The following is a 22169-nucleotide window of genomic DNA, read 5'->3' on the forward strand; positions in this document are numbered from 1 at the left end:
GATGTAGATCCGCTGGGATGACTCCCGGCGGAGCCCCGCGGGCGTAGCTCAGTTGGTAGAGCGTCAGCCTTCCAAGCTGAACGTCGCCGGTTCGAACCCGGTCGCCCGCTCCGTGGTCGGTCGTTTGCCCACCTAGCTCAGTTGGCAGAGCACGTCCTTGGTAAGGACGAGGTCGTCGGTTCAATCCCGATGGTGGGCTCCAGCGAGGACAGCGCAACGCAGTCGCGAACTTCATTTCGGCAGGAGACATCTCGATGGCCAAGGAGAAATTCACTCGTACGAAGCCGCACGTGAACGTGGGCACCATCGGCCACATCGACCACGGCAAGACCACGCTCACGGCCGCGCTCGTCAAGGTGCAGTCGAAGCGCCAGCTGGCGAAGGCGATCTCGTACGCCGACATCGCGAAGGGCGGGACGGTCCGTGACGAGACCAAGACGGTGACCATCGCGGCGGCGCACGTCGAGTACGAGTCCGAGAAGCGCCACTACGCGCACGTCGACTGCCCCGGGCACGCCGACTACATCAAGAACATGATCACGGGCGCGGCGCAGATGGACGGGGCGATCCTCGTCGTGTCGTCGCTCGACAGCGTGATGCCGCAGACGCGCGAGCACGTGCTGCTCGCCCGGCAGGTCGGCCTGAACCACATCGTCGTGTTCCTGAACAAGTGCGACGCCGTGGACGACCCGGAGATGCTGGACCTGGTCGAGATGGAGGTCCGCGAGCTCCTCTCGAAGTACAAGTTCGACGGCGACAACGCGCCGGTCGTCCGGGGCGCGTCGCTGCCGGCGCTGCAGGGCGACCCGAAGTGGGAGGAGACGATCCAGCAACTGCTCAACGCGCTCGACAGCTACATCCCCGAGCCGGTGCGCGACATCGACAAGCCGTTCCTGATGGCGATCGAGGACGTGTTCTCGATCAAGGGCCGCGGCACGGTGGCCACGGGCCGCATCGAGCGCGGCGTGATCAAGGTCGGCGACGAGGTGCAGATCATCGGCTTCAAGGACACGAAGAAGTCGGTCGTGACCGGCGTCGAGATGTTCCGGAAGCTGCTCGATCAGGGGCAGGCGGGCGACAACGTCGGGTGTCTGCTCCGCGGCGTGGAGAAGGAAGAGATCGAGCGCGGCCAGGTGCTCGCGAAGCCCGGGTCGATCACGCCGCACACGAAGTTCACCGGTGAGGTGTACGTCCTCAAGAAGGAGGAGGGCGGGCGCCACACGCCGTTCTTCACCAACTACCGGCCGCAGTTCTACATCCGGACGACGGACGTGACCGGCACGGTGAACCTCCCCGAGGGGGTGAAGATGGTGATGCCGGGCGACAACATCACGATGACGATCGAGCTCATCGCCCCGGTCGCGCTGGAGGAGCAGATGCGCTTCGCCATCCGCGAGGGCGGCAAGACGGTGGGCGCCGGCGTCGTCACGAAGATCCTCGCGTAGGAGGCCGACGTGGGCGAGCAGGCCGGTGGGTGGCGTGCGGCGCGCATCGCCGTCTCACTGGCCTGCTGCGAGTGCAAGTCGCGGAACTACAAGACCACGAAGGCGCCCGACCAGGTGGTTTCGCTCAAGAAGTTCTGCAAGCAGTGCAAGAAGCACACGGTTCACAACGAGACGAAGTGAACGGGTGCTCAGGAAGGCGCAGCGATTCTAGGGGTATAGCTCAGTTGGTAGAGCAGCGGATTCCAAATCCGCAGGTCGGGAGTTCGAGCCTCTCTGCCCCTGCCGGGGAATGTGGGCGCCCAGGGGGCGCCCTCGGAGCCCCATCGAGCAGGCTTCTGTCTGCCGCGGGCCGGCGCGTTTGGTGTGGTTATGGCGAAGAGTCAAGAAGACAAGCAAACGCCGAAGGTCGCGGAGGATGGGGAGCCGGAAGAATCTGGAGCGCCCGCGCCCGCTGAAGCGTCGTCCCTCGTGACGCAAGGCGAGGAGCCGGGGGCCGCTGACGCCGAGGCGCAGCGCGAGGACGCCGAGGAAGCCGAGGAAGAGGTCGCGGCCACGCAGCTCGGGACCGAGCGCTATGTGCTCGCCGGCTTCTTCGCCTCCGGGATGCTGCTCGCTTACCTGCTCGGCAAGGTCATCCACGGCGTCTGGGCGACCCTCTCCAACAAGGACTGGTTCAGCCGAACGCTGCCGGCGGTCTCCGCGGTGGGTGACGACGACAAGACGACCTACGGCATGGTCGTCGGCGGCGTCATCGCGATCATCGTCGTGCTGCGTGCGTTCCGCAACGCGGAGCTCCGCACCTGGAGCGACGAGGTCGCCGCCGAGCTGGCGAAGGTGAAGTGGCCGACCAAGAAAGAGGTCACGAACGCGACGTTCGTCGTCATCGCGACGACCACCGTGGCGACCCTCTACCTGGCGCTGCTCGACCGCTTCTGGGCGTTCGTGACCAACATCGTTTATGGCGATGGAAGCTGAAGCAGGGAGATCCTGAGGGAATCAAGCGCCATGGCCAAGAAGTGGTACGTCATCCATACCTACTCGGGATACGAGGCGAAGGTGCGCGACGCGCTCCAGCAGCGCGTGAAGCAGTACGGACTGGAAGATCGGTTCGGCGAGATCCTCATCCCGAGCGAGACGGTCACGGAGAACCGCCCCGGCGGCAAGACGCGCGTCCGTCAGAAGCTCAGCTTGCCCGGCTACATCTTCGTCGAGATGGAGATGAACGAGCAGGTCTGGCACCTGGTCAAGGACACGCCCAAGGTGACCGGCTTCATCGGTAACCAGACGCCGCAGGAAGTCCCGCTGGTGCAGATCGACAACCTCCGGCGGGGCATCGTCGAGGGGTCGGTCAAGCCGAAGCCGCGGCTCACGTTCGAGGTGGGTGAGGAGGTGCGGGTCCTGGACGGGGCGTTCGCGAACTTCACCGGCACGGTCGACGACGTGAAGATGGACAAGCAGAAGCTCAAGGTGAAGGTCAGCATTTTCGGCCGACCCACCAGCGTGGAGCTCGACTTCTCAGCCGTGGAGAAGCGCTAGCCGGGGGCGAACGGCTGCAAACCTGCGGGCGAGCGCCGCGCCTCCGCGGCGCTCCGCTGTTTCTCTGAAAAGTAGACCGCCCGTCGGGCGGCGGTTCGATAGGGTGCGAGATTCATCATGGCGAAGAAAGTCACTGGGTACGTGAAGCTGCAGCTTCCGGCGGGCAAGGCCAACCCGTCGCCCCCCGTCGGTCCGGCGCTCGGCCAGCACGGCGTCAACATCATGGCGTTCTGCAAGGACTTCAACTCGCGGACGGCAGCGCAGGGAGACATGATCATCCCGGTGGTGATCACGGTCTACTCGGATCGCTCGTTCACGTTCATCCTGAAGACGCCGCCGGCCTCCGTCCTCCTCAAGAAGGCGGCGGGGCTCGAGACCAAGAAGAAGCCGGGCGCGGGCTCCAAGGAGCCCAACAAGGTCAAGGTGGGCAAGGTCACGCAGAAGCAGCTGCAGGAGCTCGCCCAGCTCAAGATGCAGGACATGAACACGACGAACCTCGAGTCCGCGATGCGCAGCATGGCGGGCACCGCCCGCTCGATGGGCATCGACATCGTCGACTGAGGTGCGTCGCAGCGCTCCCCGCGGTCGGGGATGCGCGCCGCCTGGCGGCGCTCCGAGGAGGGCGCCCCGGCGGACGGGATAGAAGACTTACCACGGTAGTTTAAGGCGCACCGTGGGAGGCGAGAGCCGTTAAGAAGGAGGGCATGTGCCGAAAGTCGCCAAGAAGAAACTCGCAGCGCGGGCAGTCGTCGACCGCGCTCGAAAGTACACGTTGCAGGAGGCCTGCGCGCTCGTGAAGCAAGCCGCGCCTGCCAAGTTCGACGAGACGGTGGACCTCGCGGTCCGGCTGGGGGTCAACCCGCGGCACGCAGACCAGATGGTCCGCGGCGCCGTGGTGCTCCCGCATGGTACGGGGCAGTCGCTCCGGGTGCTGGTGTTCGCCAAGGGCGAGAAGGCCAGGGAGGCCGAGGCTGCCGGGGCCGATTTCGTCGGCGAGGCGGATCTCGTGAACAAGGTCCAGGAAGGCTTCATGGACTTTGACCGCGTGATCGCGACGCCCGACATGATGGGCCTGGTGGGCAAGCTCGGCCGTATCCTCGGTCCGCGCGGCCTGATGCCGAACCCCAAGGTCGGGACGGTCACGTTCGACGTGAAGACGGCCATCACCGAGGCCAAGGCCGGCAAGGTCGAGTACCGCGTCGAGAAGGCGGGCATCGTGCACGCCCGGATCGGCAAGGTCTCCTTCGCGGAGGGCGCGCTCCAGGTCAACGCGGACGCGCTGATCCAGGCGCTCGTCCGGGCCAAGCCGGCGACGGCCAAGGGCATCTACCTCCGGAGCATCACGATGTCCTCGACGATGGGCCCGGGGGTTCGCATCGACCCGGTCCACTTCATCGGCAAGGCAGAGGAGGCGTAGCCCATGGAACGGTCCCAAAAGGAAGAGGTCGTCGGCTCCGTCCGGCAGAAGTTCGAGCGGATGTCTTCCGCGGTCTTCCTGGACTTCAAGGGGATGAACGTCGAGGCGGTCACCAAGCTTCGCGATGAGTTCCGGAAGTCCGGCGTGGAGTACCGGGTCGTGAAGAACACGCTCGTCCGCCACGCCATCAAGGAGCACCCCTGGGCGAACACGCTGGCGAAGAGCCTGACCGGCATGACCGGCGTGGCCTGGAGCTACGAGGATCCGAGCGCGGCAGCCAAGGTCGTCAAGGCGTTCCGCAAGGACAACCAGAAGCTCCAGATCAAGGCCGGGCTCATCGAGGGGCAGATCCTCTCCGGCGACGCCGTCGAGACGCAGCTCGCGACGATGCCCGGCAAGGATGAGCTCCGCGCCACGCTGCTCGCGACGCTCCAGGCGCCGCTCCAGCAGTTCGTGCAGCAGCTCAACGCGCCTCTCCAGAATTTCGCCTATCTCCTGAAGGCGAAGGAAGACGCGGCGGGCACATCGGGCTGAGGCGGCCCCTTTCGTAAAAATGGGCCTTGCGCCCGTCTGGTTTTGGTTTACATGGCCCCCTCCCCGGGGCGCGCAGAAGAGTTTGAAGGAGTCTTGCAATGGCTGAGATCACGCGCGAGCAGGTCGTCGATTACCTCTCCAACCTCCCTGTCATCCAGATCGCCGAGCTCATCAAGGACCTCGAGAACAAGTGGGGCGTCAAGGCCGCCCCGGCGGCGGTCGCCGTCGCGGCCGGCGGCGCTGCCCCCGGTGCTGCTCCGGCCGAGAAGCCGCCGGAGCAGACCGAGTTCGACGTCATCCTCGCGAACGCCGGCAGCAACAAGATCGGCGTGATCAAGGCGATCCGCGAGATCACCGGTCTGGGCCTGAAGGAGGCGAAGGACCTGGTCGAGGCCGCGCCGAAGACCGTCAAGGAGCAGGTTTCCAAGGCGGACGCGGAGGAGATGAAGAAGAAGCTCGTCGAGGCAGGTGCTACCGTCGAGCTCAAGTAACGATCACCGCTCCCTGCCAGGGGAAATCGGGATCCGCCGGAGGACGGCGGCAGGGCGGTCGTCCCTGCCGCACGTCCCGCTTTTGTCTGAAGAAAGGGGCCGCGCGTGCGGGCCCTCGCGCAACGCTGAAGAGGGCCGCGAATACGGGTCCTCGGTCAATTCTGAAGAGGACCGCGGGTGCGGGTCCTCGACCAATGCCGGAGCTCAATGGGTCGCCACGCGGTCCGCTCTGCCCCCACAACCAAGATGTTTTGGGTCCCCACATGCTGGGGACGCTCGCTCGCCATTGGTGCGTAGCTTCGTGTTCGTTGCTCGGTTCGAGCCGTGCGCCCGCCCCGCGCGGCTCGTGTGAGCCGGAGGAAATCGATGCCGTCGGTCGTCCAATCCAACTTCCGCGTCCGTAAGAACCTGGGTCGCGTTCGTCGCATCATCGACGTCCCCAACCTGATCGACATCCAGAAGTCGAGCTACGACAAATTCCTCCAGATGTCCGTTCCGCCGAACGAGCGGGAGGAGGTCGGGCTTCAGGCGGTGTTCCGCTCGGTCTTCCCGATCAAGGACTTCAACGGCACGAGCGAGCTCGTCTTCGTCTCGTACAACCTCGAGCCGCCGAAGTACGACGTCGACGAGTGTCGCCAGCGCGGCATGACCTACTCGGCCCCGATCAAGGTCACGAACCAGCTGATGATCTACGACACCCGCGACGGCGGGGAGCGGATCGTGCGCGACATCAAGGAGCAGGAGGTCTACTTCGGCGAGCTCCCGCTGATGACCGAGACGGGCACGTTCATCATCAACGGGACCGAGCGCGTCGTCGTCAGCCAGCTGCACCGCAGCCCCGGCGTCTTCTTCGACCACGACAAGGGCAAGACGCACTCGAGCGGCAAGCTGCTCTACTCCGCGCGCGTCATCCCGTACCGCGGCTCGTGGCTCGACTTCGAGTTCGACCCGAAGGACATCATCTACGTGCGCATCGATCGGCGGCGGAAGATGCACGCGACCGTGCTGCTGCGCGCGCTCGGGTACTCGACGCAGGACCTGCTCAACTACTTCTATTCGACCGAGACCGTGTACCTGGAGAAGGGGGGCAAGTACTCGAAGAGCATCGAGTACGATCTCCTCGCCGGTCAGCGGACGACGCGCGACATCAAGATTGGCAACGACGTCATCGTCAAGAAGAACACGAAGTTCACCCGCGCCGCCATCCGGAAGATGAAGGAGGCGAAGCTCGAGCGGCTCAGCCTCGAGCCGGAGGAGCTCGTCGGGAAGGTCGCCGCGCACGACATCGTCGACCCGGAGACGGGCGAGGTCGTGGTCGAGGTCAACGAGGAGCTCACCGAGGCGAAGCTCGAGCGGCTGCGCGACGCGAACATCGAGCAGTTCCGCATCCTCTTCATCGACGGCCTGAACGTGGGCTCGTACCTCCGCGACACGCTCCTCACCGACAAGGTGAAGACGATGGAGGACTCGATCCTCGAGATCTACCGCCGGCTGCGGCCGGGCGATCCGCCGACGCTCGAGACCGCGAAGACCCTGTTCCACAACCTGTTCTTCAACGCCGAGCGCTACGACCTCTCGAAGGTCGGCCGGCTGAAGCTGAACTACAAGTTCTACCGGGACGTCCCCGAGGACGAGCGGCCGGGGCTCGATCTCACCGTGCTCACGCCGCAGGACATCCTGGAGACGGTGCGCCACCTGATCGAGCTGAAGAACGGGCGCGGCTCGGTCGACGACATCGACCACCTCGGCAACCGCCGCGTCCGCGCGGTCGGCGAGCTGATGGAGAATCAATATCGCATCGGCCTCGTCCGCATGGAGCGCGCGATCAAGGAGCGCATGAGCATGTCGCAGGAGATCGACACGCTCATGCCCCACGACCTGATCAACGCGAAGCCGGTCAGCGCGGTCGTGAAGGAGTACTTCGGGAGCTCGCAGCTCTCGCAGTTCATGGACCAGACCAACCCGCTCTCCGAGGTCACCCACAAGCGCCGGCTCTCGGCGCTTGGGCCGGGCGGCCTCACCCGCGAGCGGGCCGGGTTCGAGGTGCGCGACGTCCACGCGACCCACTACGGGCGCATCTGCCCGATCGAGACGCCGGAAGGCCCGAACATCGGCCTCATCGCCTCGCTGTCGACGTTCGCCCGCGTGAACGAGTTCGGCTTCGTCGAGACGCCGTACCGCAAGGTCGAGAACGGCCGCGTGACCGAGGACGTGATCTGGCTCTCCGCGCTCGAGGAAGAGGGCAAGTACATCGCGCAGGCGACGGTGAACCTCGACGAGAGCGGGCGCTTCAAGGAGTCGCTCGTCTCGGCTCGCTACAACGGCGAGTTCAAGATCGTCACGCCCGAGATGGTGGAGCTCATGGACGTCGCGCCGAACCAGATGGTGTCGGTCGCCGCCGCGCTCGTGCCCTTCCTCGAGCACGACGACGCGAACCGCGCGCTCATGGGCGCCAACATGCAGCGCCAGGCCGTGCCGCTCGTCCAGTCGCACGCGCCGCTCGTGGGCACCGGCATGGAGGAGCGGCTCGCCCGCGACTCCGGCGTCTGCGTGATCGCGCGGCGCCCCGGCGTCGTCGAGAGCGTCGACGCGACGCGCATCGTCGTCCGGGCCGAGGGCGAGGGCGCCGAGGTGCCGGACATCTACCACCTCATGAAGTTCCAGCGCTCGAACCAGTCGACCTGCTACACGCAGAAGCCGGTCGTCCGGACGGGCGAGGTGGTGAAGAAGGGCGACGTGCTCGCCGACGGCCCGTCGACGGACATGGGCGAGCTCGCGCTCGGCCAGAACGTGCTCGTCGCGTTCATGCCGTGGCAGGGCTACAACTTCGAGGACTCCATCCTCGTGTCCGAGCGCATCGCCAAGGACGACGTGTTCACCTCGATTCACATCGAGGAGTTCGAGTGCGTCGCCCGCGACACGAAGCTCGGCAAGGAGGAGATCACCCGCGACATCCCGAACGTCGGCGAGGAGGCGCTCAAGGACCTCGACGACTCCGGCATCGTCCGCATCGGGGCCGAGGTGCGCCCGGGCGACATCCTGGTCGGCAAGATCACCCCGAAGGGCGAGACCCAGCTCTCGCCCGAGGAGAAGCTGCTCCGAGCGATCTTCGGCGAGAAGGCCGGCGATGTGCGCGACAGCTCGCTCAAGGTGCCGCCCGGCGTCGGCGGGATCGTCATCAACGCCCGCGTGTTCTCGCGCAAGGGGACCGAGAAGGACGACCGCGCGCGGGACATCGAGGACCAGGAGCGGGCCCGGATCGAGCGGACGCGCGACGAGGAGATCAAGATCCTCCGCGACTCGTTCTTCCGCCGCATCCGCGAGCTCCTCCTCGGCAAGGAGGCGACGGGCAAGCTCGTCGACGACAAGGGCAAGGTGCTCTTCCAGAAGGGCGCCATCATCGACGAGGCCTCCCTCGCCGAGATCCCCCGCAAGTACTGGGGCGAGATCCCCGTCGACGACGCCGAGCGGGTCCAGCAGATCCTGCGGGACCTCGAGGAGCTCGTCCGCACGCGCGAGGAGCACTTCCGGGACAAGATCGATCGCCTGTCCAAGGGCGACGAGCTGCCGCCGGGCGTCATCAAGATGGTGAAGGTCTATATCGCCATCAAGCGCAAGCTCCAGGTCGGCGACAAGATGGCGGGCCGCCACGGCAACAAGGGCGTCATCAGCCGCATCCTCCCCGAGGAGGACATGCCGTATCTGCAGGACGGCAGGCCGGTCGATCTCGTGCTCAACCCGCTCGGCGTGCCGAGCCGCATGAACGTCGGTCAGATCCTCGAGATCCACCTCGGGTGGGGCGCCTTCGAGCTCGGCAACCAGCTGCAGAGCATGCTCGAGCAGCAGCGGGCGACCGCCGAGATCAAGGAGCACCTGAAGGCCATCTACGCGGGCGACGAGTCGATGGCCGGCTTCTTCGACGACCTCGACGACGGCGACGTCAAGCGCTTCGTCAAGACGGTCGACGAGGGTGTCTTCATGGGATCGCCGGTGTTCGACGGCGCTCATGAGTCGGATATCAAGGGCGCTCTCGAGCTCGCGGGTCTCCCGACCTCGGGCCAGGCGATCCTCTTCGACGGGCGCACGGGCGATGCGTTCGATCAGAACGTCACGGTGGGCATCATGTACATGCTGAAGCTCCACCACCTCGTGGACGACAAGATCCACGCGCGCTCGATCGGGCCTTACTCGCTCGTCACGCAGCAGCCCCTCGGCGGCAAGGCGCAGTTCGGCGGGCAGCGGCTCGGCGAGATGGAGGTCTGGGCGATGGAAGCCTACGGCGCGGCCTACGCGCTGCAGGAGTTCCTCACCGTGAAGAGCGACGACGTGATGGGCCGCACCCGGATGTACGAGGCCATCGTGAAGGGGGATTACACCCTGGAGGCGGGGCTGCCGGAGAGCTTCAACGTGCTCATCAAGGAGCTCCAGTCGCTGTGCCTGAACGTGGAGCTGGTCGAGACGAGCGGAGGCGTGGAGGCCTCGGCCGCGGAGGAAGAGGAGTGATGCAGTTCGTCACGTCGCGAGCGCCGCGCGCCCGGTCGGTGATGGGGGGGGAGGCGCGCCGCGCGGGCGGCGCGCCCCCGACGTCCGACTCGGTGGGCGCTGGCAGGTTCATCGGTATCGTTTCCGTCTCCGGAGGTCTCCATGCGTGACATCTTCAGCTTCTTCGAGAAGCCCAAAGACCCGCTCTCGTTCAGCGCCATCCGCATCTCGCTCGCGAGCCCGGAGAAGATCCGCGAGTGGTCGCACGGCGAGGTGAAGAAGCCGGAGACCATCAACTACCGGACGTTCAAGCCGGAGCGCGATGGTCTGTTCTGCGCCAAGATCTTCGGGCCGGTGAAGGACTACGAGTGCAACTGCGGCAAGTACAAGCGCATGAAGCACCGTGGCATCGTGTGCGAGAAGTGCGGCGTCGAGGTCATCCAGTCGAAGGTCCGCCGCGAGCGGCTCGGGCACATCTCGCTGGCCACGCCGGTCGCCCACATCTGGTTCCTGAAGAGCCTGCCGTCGCGCATCGGCAACATGCTCGACATCACGCTCAAGGACCTGGAGAAGGTGCTCTATTGCGAGGCCTACATCGTCATCGATCCGAAGGAGACCGGCCTCATGAGGGGCGATCTCCTGAGCGAGGAGCGCTACCTGCAGCTGCTCGACGAGTACGGTGACGACAAGTTCAGCGCCGGCATGGGCGGCGAGGCGATCCTCGAGATGCTCAAGCAGGTCGACGTGCACGGCCTGGCCGAGCTGCTCAGGACGGAGATGCGCGCCGCGACCAGCGAGGCCAAGCGGAAGAAGCTCGCGAAGCGGCTCAAGGTCGTCGAGGCCTTCCGCGAGAGCGGCAATCGGCCGGAGTGGATGATGCTGACCGTGATCCCGGTGCTGCCGCCGGATCTGCGCCCGCTCGTCCCCCTGGACGGCGGCCGCTTCGCGACCAGCGATCTCAACGACCTCTACCGCCGCGTCATCAACCGCAACAACCGCCTGAAGCGGCTCCTCGAGCTGAACGCGCCGGAGATCATCATCCGGAACGAGCGCCGGATGCTGCAGGAGGCCGTCGACGCGCTGTTCGACAACGGCCGCCGCGGCAAGACGATCACCGGCCCGAACAAGCGCCCGCTCAAGTCGCTCTCCGACATGCTGAAGGGCAAGCAGGGCCGGTTCCGCCAGAACCTGCTCGGCAAGCGCGTCGACTACTCGGGCCGCTCGGTCATCGTCGTGGGCCCGACGCTGCGCCTGCACCAGTGCGGCCTGCCCAAGAAGATGGCGCTCGAGCTCTTCAAGCCGTTCATCTACAACAAGCTGGAAGAGCGCGGCTACGTCAACACCATCAAGAGCGCGAAGAAGATGGTGGAGAAGGAGCGGCCGGAGGTCTGGGACATCCTCGAGGAGGTCATCAGCGAGCACCCGGTGCTCCTGAACCGCGCCCCGACGCTCCACCGCCTCGGCATCCAGGCGTTCGAGCCGGTGCTCATCGAGGGCAAGGCGATCCAGCTGCACCCGCTCGTCTGCGCGGCGTTCAACGCCGACTTCGACGGCGACCAGATGGCGGTCCACGTGCCGCTGTCGGTCGAGGCGCAGATGGAAGCGCGCGTGCTCATGATGAGCACGAACAACATCCTCTCGCCCGCGAGCGGCAAGCCGATCATCAACCCGACGCAGGACATCGTGCTCGGGCTCTACTACGCGACCCGCGAGCGCAAGTTCGAGAAGGGGTCGTACCGCGCCGACACCCTCTCCTTCGGCGAGGACGGCGTGGCGCAGGGCTACCTGCGGGGCATCTACGCCTCCCCCGAGGAGGTGCGGATGGCGTACGACAACGGCGAGGTCGCCCTGCACGCCGGCATCCGCGTCCGCGTGCCGATCATCGACGACGACGGCAACCCGCAGCTCGACGAGTTCGGCCATGTGAAGCGCCGCATCGTCGAGACCACGGTGGGCCGCGTCATTATCTCCGAGGTCCTCCCGAAGGGGGTCGCGTTCGAGTACGCGAACAAGACCCTCGACAAGAAGGCGCTCTCGGCGCTCATCGACGTCTGCTACCGCATCCACCGCAACAAGGAGACCGTCCTCCTCGCGGACCGGCTCCGCACGCTCGGCTTCGACCACGCGATGCGGGCTGGCATCTCCATCTGCATGGATCACATGGTGATCCCGCCGGCCAAGAAGGTCCTCCTCGGCGAGGCGCAGAAGGAGGTCGAGCGCGTCGTCGAGCAGTACCAGGAGGGGCTCATCACCGACGGCGAGCGGTACAACAAGATCGTCGACATCTGGGCGAGCATCGCCGACCAGGTCACGACCGAGATGATGGCCGGCATCGGCAAGGAGACGGTCGTCGACCACGAGACGGGCAAGGAGTCGGTCGAGCCGAGCTTCAACCCGATCTACATCATGGCCGACTCCGGCGCGCGCGGCTCCACGCAGCAGATCCGGCAGCTGGCCGCGATGCGCGGCCTCATGGCCAAGCCGTCCGGCGAGATCATCGAGACGCCGATCACCGCGAACTTCCGCGAGGGTCTCAGCGTGCTCCAGTACTTCATCTCGACGCACGGCGCGCGTAAGGGCCTCGCCGACACCGCGCTCAAGACGGCGAACTCGGGTTACCTCACCCGCCGGCTCGTCGACGTGGCGCAGGACGCGGTCATCTCCGAGTTCGACTGCGGCACGCTCGACGGCATCCGCGTGGCGAAGCTCGAGGAGGCCGGCGAGGTCATCCAGCCGCTCGGCGACCGCATCCTCGGCCGCGTCGCGCTGGAGGACGTGGTCGACCCGCTCACCGGCGAGGTGCTCATCACGGCGAACACCGAGCTCGACGAGCAGGCGGTGCGGTCCATCGAGGACGCCGGCATCGAGGAGGTCGTCATCCGCTCGGTGCTCACGTGCCAGCTCCGCCGCGGGGTGTGCGCGCTGTGCTACGGCCGCGACCTCGCGCGCGGCTACCGGGTCAACATCGGCGAGGCGGTGGGCATCATCGCCGCCCAGTCGATCGGCGAGCCGGGCACGCAGCTCACGATGCGCACCTTCCACATCGGCGGCACCGCGGCGCGCGGCAAGATCGAGGCGAGCTACCTCGAGGCCCGCACCGAGGGCACCGTCCGCCTCCGCCGCGCGGTCGTCCAGAAGAAGAAGGACGGCACCATGGTGGTGATGAACCGCCACGGCGAGATCGTGGTCGTCGACGAGACGGGGCGCGAGCGCGAGCACAACCGCCTCGTCTACGGCGCCATCCTCAAGAAGGCCGACGGCGAGCGCACCAAGCCCGGCGAGCTGCTCGCCGAGTGGGACCAGTTCGCGACGCCGATCCTCACCGAGGTCTCCGGCGTGGTGAAGTTCGGCGACCTCATCGAGGGCGTCAGCGTGCAGGATCGCCTCGACGAGGTGACGGGCCTCTCGCGAAAGGTCGTCATCGAGTCGAAGGCGGCCGACGTCCGCCCGCGCATCTCGCTGAAGGACCCCGAGTCCGGCAGGACGCTGAAGCTCCCGAACAGCGAGCTCGAGGCGCGCTACCTGCTCCCCGTCGGCGCGCACATCGTCGCGCAGGAGGGGGATCTCATCGAGGCCGGCGAGGTCATCGCGAAGATCCCGCGCGACACGACGAAGGTGCAGGACATCACCGGCGGTCTGCCCCGCGTCGCCGAGCTGTTCGAGGCCCGGAAGCCCAAGGATCACGCCATCATCAGCGAGATCGACGGCGAGGTCACGTTCGGCAAGGACACGAAGGGCAAGCGGAAGGTCATCATCACGCCGTACTCGCCGGACGGGCATGCGCTCGGCGATCAGGCGCGCGAGTACCTGATCCCCAAGGGCAAGCACATCCAGGTGCAGCCGGGCGACCGGGTGCGCGCGGGTGATCCGCTCCAGGACGGCCCGCCGAACCCGCACGACATCCTCCGGGTGAAGGGCGAGAAGGAGCTGTCGGCCTGGCTCGTGAACGAGATCCAGCAGGTCTACCGGCTCCAGGGCGTCGGCATCAACGACAAGCACATCGAGGTCATCGTCCGGCAGATGCTGCGGCGCGTCCGCGTGCGCGAGGTCGGCGATACGAACTTCCTGGTCGACGAGCAGGTGGAGAAGCACATCTTCGAGAAGGAGAACGAGAACGTCATCGAGCGCGGCGGCAAGCCCGCCATCGCCGAGGCGCTCCTCCTCGGCATCACCAAGGCCAGCCTGTCGACCGAGTCGTTCATCAGCGCCTCGTCGTTCCAGGAGACGACCAAGGTGCTCACCGAGGCCGCGATCAACGGCAAGACGGACGATCTCCGCGGTCTGAAGGAGAACGTCATCATGGGTCGCCTGATCCCGGCAGGGACGGGTCTGCCCGCCTACAAGCGCCTCCAGGTCGTGGTCGAGGGCGAGCCGGTGGTGCAGGCGCCGTACGTCGCCCCGCGGCCGCGCCCCGAGGAGACGGCGCCGCTCACGGCGGTGAACGAGGAGTGACGACCGCCGGCGCGCCCGGGCGGGGCCTACCCCCGCCTCCGGGCGCGCCGCCCGGCACCCAGTTCCCGGGCGTGCCGCCCGGCACCCCAGTTCCCGAGCGTGCCGCCCGGCACCCCAGCCACCGGGCGTGCCGCCCCGGGGCCGCTTTCCTCTCCCAGCCCTGAGCTTGCCGGCCTGGCGGAACGCGCCGGACGTGGCGTGAGCGCCTACCCGGGGTCAGTCTTCATCGCCACGTAGCAGCGCGTCGGGTCGAGCGGGACCTCGGGGGCCAACCGGCGCTGGCCGGGATGTTCACGGGGCTCGCGCACCGCTCCGAGCTCTGCTCTCATTCATCGAGCGCACCCCATGGCGGATACGCCGCGAGCGGCTGGCCAGCTTTCCCCGCGTGCTTTCGTTCCGCGAGGGTTCTTGGGCGCGCGCCTACCTCCAATTTCTGAGTAGAATCAGGGTTTCGATGGCTTCCGTTCAAGGATTGAACCAGCGGATTGCCGATCGCCTCGTCCTCGAGGGGCGCATCACCCCGGACGACCATCGTCGCGCGGTGGAGTACGCGATGCGGACCCGCGGCCGCATCGAGGACGCCATCATCGAGCTCGATATCGTCAACGAGGCCGAGCTCCTGAAGTTCATCGCGACCGTCCACAACACCCGCTTCGTCTCGACCGAGAAGCTCTCGAAGGCGATCATCGAGCCCCGCGTGCTCGCCAAGGTCTCGGCGATCACCGCGACGCTGCACGGCGTCTTTCCGGTCCTGCTCGACGAACGGAACACGACGCTGTCGGTCGCGACCGCGGATCCCGACAACGACGCCGCGCTGCACGAGATCCGGCTGGCCGCGGGCGTGCGGGACGTACGCGCCATCGTCGCCCGGCCGGCGGCGGTGCGCGCGGCCATCGCCTACCATTACCGGGGCGACACGACCGCCTTCAATTCGCTGCTGCGGCCGGTCAGCTCGTTCGACGAGATCCTCTACAACAACAACAGCAATCCGTTCGAGCGTACGTCGATGACGTACGAGCGCGCGTCGATCCCCGATCGCACGTCGATGACACACGTGCCGGCTGCGCAGCCGATGCACCCGCAGGCGACGATGCACGGCCAGCCGGCGCACGCGACGCCCGCGCATCCGCAGGCGACGATGCACGGGCAGGCGACGATGCACGGGCAGCCGATGCACGGGCAGCCGATGCACGCGCAGCCGATGCACGGGCAGGCGACGATGCACGGGCAGCCGGCGCACGCGCAGCCGATGCACGGCCCGCCGGCGCTCGCCTCCATCCCTGCGCCGCTCGCCGCGACGCCGCAGCCTCCGGCGGTGATGCGGGGGCCCGCCGCGCCGCCGCGCGCGGCCCCGGCTGGCCCCCCGCCCACGCCGGTGCCGCCCTCGCCGCCCCCTCAGCCGCAGGTCGCCCCGGTCTCCGTGCCGGTCGCGGCGCCCCCGCCGCCGCCGCACCCGACCACGAGCCACGCGTACGTCGAGACGCTGAACGTCCTCGTGAGCCTGCTCGAGAACGCGCGCCAGGACCTCCGGGGCCACTCCTCCACGGTCGCGCGCATCGTCCGCAAGCTCTGCGAGCGCATCGGCCTGCCGCCGACGACGGTCGCGAGCTATGTGGCCTCGGCGTACCTGCACGACCTCGGCAAGAACGGCCCGTACCACCTCACCGCGCTCAACGTGGCCGAGTACGAGGGGCACCGCCTCGCCGCGACGAAGAGCGTCGACCTCCCCGCGCACCTCATGGAGTCGGTGGGGCTGCCGCAGGAGGTCGTCTCCGCGATCAGCCTCATGTACGAGCGCTACGACGGCAGCGGCTTCCCCGACGGCCTGTCCGGCAAGGAGATCCCGCTCGGCGCGCGCATCCTCGCGGTCGCGGACACCTACGCCGACCTCACCCAGAACCCGCGCAACCCCTACCGCAAGGCGCTCCGCCCGCCCGAGGCGTGCGACGTGCTCGCCCAGTACCGCGGCACCATCTTCGATCCGAACATCGTCGACCTCTTCCGCCAGGTCATGACCGGCGACGACATGCGCGCGAAGCTCCTCTCCGACCGGCACCAGGCGCTCATCGTCGACCCGGATCCCGAGGAGACGACGGTGCTCGAGCTGCGGCTCCTCGAGCAGGGGTTCGAGGTCTCGATCGCGCGCAACGTGGCGCAGGCGCGGCGCGAGCTCGAGACGAAGGACATCGAGGTGGTCGTCAGCGAGATCGATCTCGAGGAGCCCGACGCCGGCCTCGCGCTCCGCGCCGACGCGCTGAAGCTCGGCTTCGGCCGCGACAAGACGTGGGTCATCCTCACCGCGAAGACCGACCGGCAGACCGCCCAGCGCGCCTTCGATCTCGGCGTCGACGACTTCGTCTCGAAGCCGGCGTCGACCGACGTCATGGCCGCCAAGCTCCGCCAGCTCATCGAGCGGCGCTCCTCGACCGCCGCCCCGCGCGGCGTGTCCGGCTCGCTCGCCGAGATGGGCCTGCCGGACATGATCCAGATCCTCTGGCACGGCCGGAAGACGTGCGCGCTCAAGATCCAGGCGAACTCCATGGCCGGCGAGATCCACTTCGCCGACGGGCAGGTCGTCCACGCGCTCTGGGCCGGCGCGCAGGGCGAGGACGCGTTCTACAGGATGCTCACGCTGCGCGAGGGCGACTTCCGCCTCGACCCGACCTTCTCGCCCAGCACGCGCAGCATCACCGCCTCGCCCGAGGCGCTGCTCCTCGAAGGGATGCGCCGCCTCGACGAGGGGACCCTGTCGTAGGCGCGCCGCGCGGGAGGCCGGGTTGAAGAGCTCCGTCTGCATCGAGACCCCGCGGCTGCGCCTCCTCCTCCCGCCCCTCGACTTCGCCGGCCGCTACCTCGCCTATTTCGAGCGCAACCGCGAGCACCTCGCCCGGTGGGATCCGCCCCGCCCCGAGGGCTTCTACACCGAGGCGTTCTGGCGCGAGCGCCTCCTCCGCGATCACGACGACTTCGCCGCCGATCGGGCGCTCCGGCTCGCGCTGCAGTGGCGCGGCGCCCCCGACGGCGAGGTGATCGGGGTCTGCAACTTCACCCAGTTCGTGCGCGGCGCCTTCCAGGCCGCGACGCTCGGCTACTCGCTCGACCAGCGCGCCGTGGGCGCGGGCGTGATGTTCGAGGCGCTCGAGGCGGCGATCGCGTACATGTTCGACGCGCTCGGCTTCCACCGGGTGATGGCGAACTACCTGCCGCACAACGAGCGCAGCGGCCGGCTGCTCCGGCGCCTCGGCTTCGTCGTCGAGGGGTACGCCCGCGATTACCTGTTCATCGACGGCGCCTGGCGCGACCACGTCCTGACCGCGCTGACGAACCCGAGGTCCGCGCCGCCGGGCGCGTCGCGGGCGCCGGCAGCGGCGCTCCCCTCCGGCGGCGCCGGGCACCGCCGCGGGTGAGCGGCCGGCGCAAGAGCGGGCGTGCCGCGCCTGCGTCCGCCGCGGCTGCTGTCGTGGATAAGTGTCCAGGATGCTTGGGGATTGTGACCAGGTAGGCCGCGGCCGGCGCGCGCCGCGTCTTGCCCGGGAACGGGCGCGGCCCTAGCCTCTCCGGAGGCGTGGACCGCAGGTGCGGCCGCGACCCGGAGGAACATGTACGGTCCGCAAGGCAATGGTGGGGGCGGCGCGCGCAGGCCCGCGCAGCGCTCGACGAAGGTCACGGTCCCCGAGATCCGCGCCCGCAAAGGGGTCTCGCCGATCGCGATGGTGACGGCCTACGACTTCACGATGGCGCGGCTGCTCGACGAGGGCGGCGCCGATCTGCTGCTCGTCGGCGACTCGCTCGGGATGGTCGTGCAAGGGCACGCGACGACCCTCCCCGTGACGGTCGAGGAGATCTGTTATCACGGGCGCGCGGTGGCCCGGGGCGCGCGGCGCGCCCACGTCGTGGGCGACATGCCGTTCATGAGCTTCCAGCTCTCTCCGATGCACGCGCTCGAGAACGCCGGGCGGATGATGAAGGAGGGCAGCTTCGAGAGCATCAAGCTCGAGGGGGGCGCCGAGATCGCGGAGCACGTGCGCCGGATCGTCGCCGCGGGCATCCCGGTGATGGGCCACCTCGGGCTCACGCCGCAGTCGGTGCACGCGATGGGCGGCTTCAAGGTGCAAGGCAAGGGCGACGAGGCGGCCGAGCGCCTCATCGCCGACGCGCGCATCCTCGACGAGGCGGGCGCCTACGCGATCGTGCTCGAGGCCATCCCGCCGGATCTCGCGCAGGAGGTGACGGCGGCGGTCTCCGTGCCGACGATCGGCATCGGCGCCGGGGCGGGCTGCGACGGGCAGGTGCTCGTCTGCTACGACCTGCTCGGGATGTTCCGCGAGCTGACGCCGAAGTTCGCGAAGCGCTTCGCCGAGGTCGGCGATCAGATCGTGGAGGCGACGCGCGCCTACGTGGACGAGGTGCAGTCGCGCACGTTCCCGGCCGCGGAGCACAGCTTCAAGCCGAACGGGCCCCGCCGAGCGGCCGTCGTGCCCGCCGCGCCGGCCAAGCCCGAGTTCGCGCCGGCGGACGAGATCCCCCCGCACTGGCAGACGCACTGAGCGCGGCGGTGCGGCGGTGCGGCGGTGCGGCGTTTGACGCGCGCCGGCCGCGCCGCGGGCAGGCCGCCGGCCTCAGCCCGCCCGGAGCTCCGCCGCCTCCCGTCGCCCGCCGAGGGCGCGCAGCAGGAGCTCGGCCGCGAGCAGCGCGAGCAGCAGCAGCGCGACATACGGCGATCCGTCGATCGAGGCCGACATGCCGCCCAGCTCGGCCGCGCGGGCGCTCTCGGCGACGCGCCGCGGGCGGAGATCGATCTCGCGCTCCGGGACCGAGACGACGCGCGTCGAGCGCTCGTCGTCGAGGGTGAGCTCGTAGAGCCCGGCGAGCGGGGGCGAGACGCGCAGCCGCCGCTCGACCTCCACGACGGAGAGCGCCTCGCGCCCCGCGGGCCCCTCGGCGCGGTCGACCTTCACGCGCTCGACCTTGACGTCGCGGTAGCCGTCGAACGTCCACGTCTCGCCCGCGGCGAGCCGCCGCGCGCCGCCGCGGGCGCGCGCGGCGCCGACGAACCCGTCGAGCAGCGAGAGGAACGCCGGCCGCAGCGCGACGTCGCTCTCCTCCGTGCTGAGCGGCAGCGTCATGAACAGCACGACGCCGCGCCCGAGCGGGCGCCGTACGAGGAACGGGGCGCCGTCCGACCACCGCGCGAGCACCTCGGCGCCCTCCGACGCCTCGGCGCCAAGCGTGGCCCGGCCGCGCGGGGCCACGTCGGCGAGGCTGGCCGCGGACGGGCCGAGCCAGCCCGCCGTGGCCGGATCCACCCCGCGCGCCGGGGACGCCGACCAGCGGACGACGCCGGGCACCAGCGGCTCGAACCCGGCGCCGAGCGGCGCCGCGGCGGCGCGCTGGCCGAGCGTGAGGAGCGCGACGCCGCCGCGCTCGACCCACGCGGCGAGCGAGCGGCGCACCTCGGGCGTGAAGCCGGGCGCGTCGTCGACGATGAGCCCCGCGTGCGCGGCCAGCTCGTCCGCGTGCTCCGGGACCGAGGGCAGCGGCCTGATCTGCGCGTCGAGATCGAGCGCCGAGAGCGCCTGCTCCAGCGGCGGCGGGCCGCCCGTCTCGACGTGCGTGGTCGCGGGGTCGACCACGACGGCGATCGACAGCGGGCCGCCCGCAGAGATGATCGGCGCGCGGTCGTCCTCGGCGATCGCGTCGCCGCCGGTGAGCGCGGCGATCAAGAACTCGGGCGTCCCGGAGGGCAGGTCGATCGTGAGCTCCTCGGCGCGCAGCGCCGGATCGAGCGCGACCTTGCCGATCACCGCGTCGCCGGCGCGCACCTCGAGAGACCGCCCCGCGGCGGCGGACGCGCCCGCGGTCGGGGCGGGAGGAGCGGCGGAGGCGGCCGGCGACGCCGCGCCGCCGTCGCGCTCCGCGGCGGGCAGGTCGGGCCCGGGCGCGGCGGCCTGCGCGGCGGTGCAGACGACGCGGATGCGCGCCTTCTGGCTGGATCGATCCGCGCGCACGATCCCGCAGTCCTGCCCCGCCGCCTCCAGCTCCTCGAGCGGCACCCACGTGGCGATGTCGGGGGTGCCCGCGATGGGCGGCGCGCCGGGCGCGCCGTCCGCGAGATCGCTGAGGAGCACGATGCGCTTGTCGCTCTGGGGCAGCCCCCGGAGCAGATCGCGCGCGAGATCGAGGGCGCCGTCGAGGTCGGTGGCGCGGTCCGACGGCGTCACCGCGTCGAGCGCGTCGGCGACGGCGGCGAGGTTGGTCGTCGACGCGAGGGCGACGCGGGCCGGGGCGCCCGCGAGGACGAGCGCCGCGGCGTCGCCGGGCGCGAGCCCGCCGGCGAGCTCGCGCGCGGCCGTGAGCGCGCGCTCGAAGCGCGAGGGGCCGGCGCGCTCCGCGCCGTCGCCGCCCGGACGCGCGCGCATGCTGAGCGAGTCGTCGACGACGATGGCGAGCGCGACCGACGCGCCGGCCCTGCGGCTCAGCGACAGGTGCGTGCAGCGCAGGAGCGGCGTGGCGCCGAGCACCGCGAGCGCGAGCACCGACACGGCCCGGGTGGCGAAGAGGGCGCGGTCCTCGAGGAGGCTCCGTCGCCGCGCCGTCGGCGGCGTGGGCGGGACCAGGCGCGCGGGCGGGAACGGCCGCTCCTCGGCGCGGCGGCGGCGCAGGAGGTGCGCGGCGATCGGCGCGCCGACGAGGAGCGCGACGAGCAGCGCGCCGAGCGTGACGAAGCTCATCGCCGCACCTCGGCGATCGCCTGCACCAGGGCGCGGACGACGTCGGTCGGGGGATCGGCGCTGGTCGCGCGGAGCAGGCGGCCGCCGCGCGACGCGAGCGCGCGCGCCCAGCCGTCGGCGAGGGCGGCGAGGCGCGCCTTGTACTGCGCGCGGACCGCGCCCGCGTCGGCCTCCACGACGGCGCCGCCCTCGAGCGCGCGGAGGCGCACGTTGCCCTCGAAGTCGAGCTCGGCCTCGCTCGGGTCGAGGACCTGGAGGGCGATCAGCGTGCGGCCGCCGGTGCTGAGCGGCGTGAACGCGGAGAGGGCGCGCTCCGCGCCCGATTCATGAGCGAGATCGAGCAGATCCGAGATGAGCAGGACGACGGCGCCGCGGCGGGCCTTCTTCGCGACGGGCGCGAGCGCGCGCTCGATGGCGCCCGCGTCGCCGCTCCAGTCCTGGGCGGCGGAGGTGGCCTCGAGGGCGCCCACGATCCGCTCGAACGCCTCGCGCCCCGCCATGGCGGGCAGGCCGTGCGTGCCGGCGCCGCCGAGCCACGCGAGCCCCACCGGGTCGCCGGTGGCGAGCGCGACGCGGGCCATGGCCGCGGCGATGAGCGCCGCGTAGGCGAGCTTGGCGCCGGGCGCGCGCCGGCCGCGGTAGGACATCGAGGCGGTCGCGTCGACGCACAGCCAGAGGGCGCGGTCGGTCTCGGTCTCGAACTCGCGCACCATGAGGCGATCGTGGCGGAGCAGGGCGCGCCGATCGAAGAAGCGGAGATCGTCGCCGGGCACGTAGGGCCGCTGCCCGCCGAACTCGACGCCGGCGCCCTTGCGGATGCTCCGGTGCATGCCGGCGTAGACGCCCTCGGCGACGGCGCGCGACTTGAGGCGGAGCGGGGCGAGCCCGCCCCAGTCGATGGGGAACGCGGCGAGCGAGGCGCGGTCGGAAGCGAGCGGCACAAGGGCGCTTCTTAGCCTGGATCCCGGGGGCGATCACCCGGCGGCAATCGTACGGTGGCGAGCGGCGGCGAGCGGTGGCCGAGCGGTGAGACCGGCGGCAGAAGCGCGGTGGAGGCGCGGAGCCGGGCGGTGGAGGCGCC

At 69.5% G+C, this 22169-nt stretch carries 15 protein-coding genes and 3 tRNA genes; 16 read left to right on the forward strand and 2 right to left on the reverse strand.

Annotated features, from left to right (window positions below):
• The first annotated feature begins 37 nt into the window (after positions 1–37).
• The 16 genes from WMF26_RS03115 (at position 38) to panB (ending at position 18904) form a co-directional block, all read left to right on the forward strand.
• A tRNA-Gly gene (locus tag WMF26_RS03115) sits at positions 38–110 on the forward strand.
• A gap of 16 nt (positions 111–126) precedes the next feature.
• Positions 127–202 (forward strand) — tRNA-Thr (locus tag WMF26_RS03120).
• Positions 203–254: 52 nt separating this feature from the next.
• Positions 255–1445 carry an elongation factor Tu gene (gene tuf / locus WMF26_RS03125; RefSeq protein WP_020733175.1) on the forward strand — a complete coding sequence of 397 codons (1191 nt, stop codon included), beginning with the start codon at positions 255–257 and terminating at the stop codon, positions 1443–1445.
• 9 nt (positions 1446–1454) lie between these two features.
• Positions 1455–1625, forward strand: a complete 171-nt coding sequence (gene rpmG / locus WMF26_RS03130) for a 50S ribosomal protein L33 (RefSeq protein WP_020732607.1) — start codon at positions 1455–1457, stop codon at positions 1623–1625.
• A 29-nt stretch (positions 1626–1654) separates the two neighbouring features.
• Positions 1655–1727, forward strand: a tRNA-Trp gene (locus WMF26_RS03135).
• A 186-nt stretch (positions 1728–1913) separates the two neighbouring features.
• Positions 1914–2420, forward strand: coding sequence for a preprotein translocase subunit SecE (secE, locus tag WMF26_RS03140; protein ID WP_061628735.1), 507 nt, complete (start codon positions 1914–1916; stop codon positions 2418–2420).
• A 30-nt stretch (positions 2421–2450) separates the two neighbouring features.
• Positions 2451–2981 (forward strand): transcription termination/antitermination protein NusG, encoded by a 531-nt coding sequence (gene nusG / locus WMF26_RS03145; protein ID WP_020732609.1) that lies wholly within the window; start codon positions 2451–2453, stop codon positions 2979–2981.
• A 117-nt stretch (positions 2982–3098) separates the two neighbouring features.
• Positions 3099–3542: a 50S ribosomal protein L11 gene (gene rplK, locus WMF26_RS03150; protein WP_061618350.1), complete on the forward strand. Its 444-nt coding sequence runs from the start codon at positions 3099–3101 to the stop codon at positions 3540–3542.
• Positions 3543–3687: 145 nt separating this feature from the next.
• Positions 3688–4398 carry a 50S ribosomal protein L1 gene (rplA, locus tag WMF26_RS03155; protein ID WP_020732611.1) on the forward strand — a complete coding sequence of 237 codons (711 nt, stop codon included), beginning with the start codon at positions 3688–3690 and terminating at the stop codon, positions 4396–4398.
• Positions 4399–4401: 3 nt separating this feature from the next.
• Positions 4402–4932 carry a 50S ribosomal protein L10 gene (rplJ, locus tag WMF26_RS03160; protein WP_061628734.1) on the forward strand — a complete coding sequence of 177 codons (531 nt, stop codon included), beginning with the start codon at positions 4402–4404 and terminating at the stop codon, positions 4930–4932.
• 98 nt (positions 4933–5030) lie between these two features.
• Complete coding sequence (gene rplL / locus WMF26_RS03165; RefSeq protein WP_061628733.1) at positions 5031–5423, forward strand: 50S ribosomal protein L7/L12; 393 nt, start codon at positions 5031–5033, stop codon at positions 5421–5423.
• Positions 5424–5789: 366 nt separating this feature from the next.
• Complete coding sequence (gene rpoB, locus WMF26_RS03170) at positions 5790–9926, forward strand: DNA-directed RNA polymerase subunit beta (protein WP_437999092.1); 4137 nt, start codon at positions 5790–5792, stop codon at positions 9924–9926.
• A gap of 141 nt (positions 9927–10067) precedes the next feature.
• The gene (rpoC, locus tag WMF26_RS03175) at positions 10068–14357 is read left to right on the forward strand and encodes a DNA-directed RNA polymerase subunit beta' (RefSeq protein WP_437999093.1); all 4290 of its coding nucleotides are present in this window, start codon (positions 10068–10070) and stop codon (positions 14355–14357) included.
• 454 nt (positions 14358–14811) lie between these two features.
• On the forward strand, positions 14812–17112 hold the full coding sequence (locus WMF26_RS03180) for an HD domain-containing phosphohydrolase (RefSeq protein WP_437999094.1): 2301 nt from the start codon (positions 14812–14814) through the stop codon (positions 17110–17112).
• 22 nt (positions 17113–17134) lie between these two features.
• Positions 17135–17764, forward strand: a complete 630-nt coding sequence (locus WMF26_RS03185; RefSeq protein ID WP_437335739.1) for a GNAT family N-acetyltransferase — start codon at positions 17135–17137, stop codon at positions 17762–17764.
• Positions 17765–17956: 192 nt separating this feature from the next.
• On the forward strand, positions 17957–18904 hold the full coding sequence (gene panB / locus WMF26_RS03190) for a 3-methyl-2-oxobutanoate hydroxymethyltransferase (RefSeq protein WP_061621593.1): 948 nt from the start codon (positions 17957–17959) through the stop codon (positions 18902–18904).
• 72 nt (positions 18905–18976) lie between these two features.
• Here panB and WMF26_RS03195 read toward each other — a convergent pair whose 3' ends face one another.
• Positions 18977–21088 (reverse strand): VWA domain-containing protein, encoded by a 2112-nt coding sequence (locus WMF26_RS03195; protein WP_437999095.1) that lies wholly within the window; start codon positions 21086–21088, stop codon positions 18977–18979.
• A complete protein-coding gene (locus WMF26_RS03200) occupies positions 21085–22029 on the reverse strand; it encodes a DUF58 domain-containing protein (RefSeq protein WP_061621654.1) in 945 nt (314 codons plus the stop codon). The genes WMF26_RS03195 and WMF26_RS03200 overlap by 4 nt, the downstream gene beginning before the upstream one ends.
• Positions 22030–22169: the final 140 nt, after the last annotated feature.

This window comes from Sorangium sp. So ce185 (assembly GCF_051526825.1).
Classification (GTDB): Bacteria; Myxococcota_A; Polyangia; order Polyangiales; family Polyangiaceae; genus Sorangium; species Sorangium cellulosum_D.

Coding starts and splice junctions, on each gene's coding strand:
- tuf (WP_020733175.1), top strand. CDS start 255: ATGGCCAAGGAGAAATTCACTCGTACGAAGCCGCACGTGAACGTGGGC.
- nusG (WP_020732609.1), top strand. CDS start 2,451: ATGGCCAAGAAGTGGTACGTCATCCATACCTACTCGGGATACGAGGCG.
- rplK (WP_061618350.1), top strand. CDS start 3,099: ATGGCGAAGAAAGTCACTGGGTACGTGAAGCTGCAGCTTCCGGCGGGC.
- rplJ (WP_061628734.1), top strand. CDS start 4,402: ATGGAACGGTCCCAAAAGGAAGAGGTCGTCGGCTCCGTCCGGCAGAAG.
- rplL (WP_061628733.1), top strand. CDS start 5,031: ATGGCTGAGATCACGCGCGAGCAGGTCGTCGATTACCTCTCCAACCTC.
- rpoB (WP_437999092.1), top strand. CDS start 5,790: ATGCCGTCGGTCGTCCAATCCAACTTCCGCGTCCGTAAGAACCTGGGT.
- rpoC (WP_437999093.1), top strand. CDS start 10,068: ATGCGTGACATCTTCAGCTTCTTCGAGAAGCCCAAAGACCCGCTCTCG.
- WMF26_RS03180 (WP_437999094.1), top strand. CDS start 14,812: ATGGCTTCCGTTCAAGGATTGAACCAGCGGATTGCCGATCGCCTCGTC.
- panB (WP_061621593.1), top strand. CDS start 17,957: ATGTACGGTCCGCAAGGCAATGGTGGGGGCGGCGCGCGCAGGCCCGCG.
- WMF26_RS03195 (WP_437999095.1), bottom strand. CDS start 21,088: ATGAGCTTCGTCACGCTCGGCGCGCTGCTCGTCGCGCTCCTCGTCGGC.